This window comes from Actinomadura sp. NPDC048955, assembly GCF_040649435.1.
Lineage (GTDB): Bacteria > Actinomycetota > Actinomycetes > Streptosporangiales > Streptosporangiaceae > Spirillospora > Spirillospora luteofluorescens.
In genome coordinates this window covers 1-1,073 of record NZ_JBEZJI010000212.1, presented here as the reverse complement: position 1 = coordinate 1,073, position 1,073 = coordinate 1, and the positions used below count along the sequence as shown (strand labels likewise).

Below are 1,073 nucleotides of genomic sequence, written 5' to 3'. Positions count from 1 at the left end.
AGTAATTTAGCCATTTTGACACCTTCTTTCAATTATTTATAATAAACAATTGACACCAATATTACAATTGTAATATTATTAATTTGTAAAAATTACAACTGTAATATTGGAGGGTTTATTTTGAAAAAGTTAATATTTTTAATTGCAATTGCTTTAGTTTTAAGTGCATGTAATTCAAACAGTTCACATGCCAAAGAGTTAAATGATTTAGAAAAAAAATATAATGCTCATATTGGTGTTTATGCTTTAGATACTAAAAGTGGTAAGGAAGTAAAATTTAATTCAGATAAGAGATTTGCCTATGCTTCGACTTCAAAAGCGATAAATAGTGCTATTTTGTTAGAACAAGTACCTTATAATAAGTTAAATAAAAAAATACATATTAACAAAGATGATATAGTTGCTTATTCTCCTATTTTAGAAAAATATGTAGGAAAAGATATCACTTTAAAAGAACTTATTGAGGCTTCAATGGCATATAGTGATAATACAGCAAACAATAAAATTATAAAAGAAATTGGTGGAATCAAAAAAGTTAAACAACGTCTAAAAGAACTAGGAGATAAAGTAACAAATCCAGTTAGATATGAGATAGAATTAAATTACTATTCACCAAAGAGCAAAAAAGATACTTCAACACCTGCTGCTTTCGGTAAGACTTTAAATAAACTTATCGCAAATGGAAAATTAAGCAAAGAAAACAAAAAATTCTTACTTGATTTAATGTTAAATAATAAAAGCGGAGATACTTTAATTAAAGACGGTGTTTCAAAAGACTGTAAGGTTGCTGATAAAAGTGGTCAAGCAATAACATATGCTTCTAGAAATGATGTTGCTTTTGTTTATCCTAAGGGCCAATCTGAACCTATTGTTTTAGTCATTTTTACGAATAAAGACAATAAAAGTGATAAGCCAAATGATAAGTTGATAAGTGAAACCGCCAAGAGTGTAATGAAGGAATTTTAATATTCTAAATGGTTCTGTTGCAAAGTTGAATTTATAATATAATTTTAACAAAAAGGAGTCTTCTGTATGAACTATTTCAGTCGACACCCAGATGAGCTGGCCGCCGA

At 27.8% G+C, this 1,073-nt stretch carries 1 protein-coding gene; it reads left to right on the top strand.

What is annotated here, in order from left to right; translation table 11 throughout:
- Positions 1 to 120 precede the first annotated feature (120 nt).
- Positions 121 to 966, top strand: a complete 846-nt coding sequence (gene blaZ / locus AB0C84_RS46335) for a penicillin-hydrolyzing class A beta-lactamase BlaZ (protein WP_000733274.1) — start codon at positions 121 to 123, stop codon at positions 964 to 966.
- Positions 967 to 1,073 lie beyond the last annotated feature (107 nt).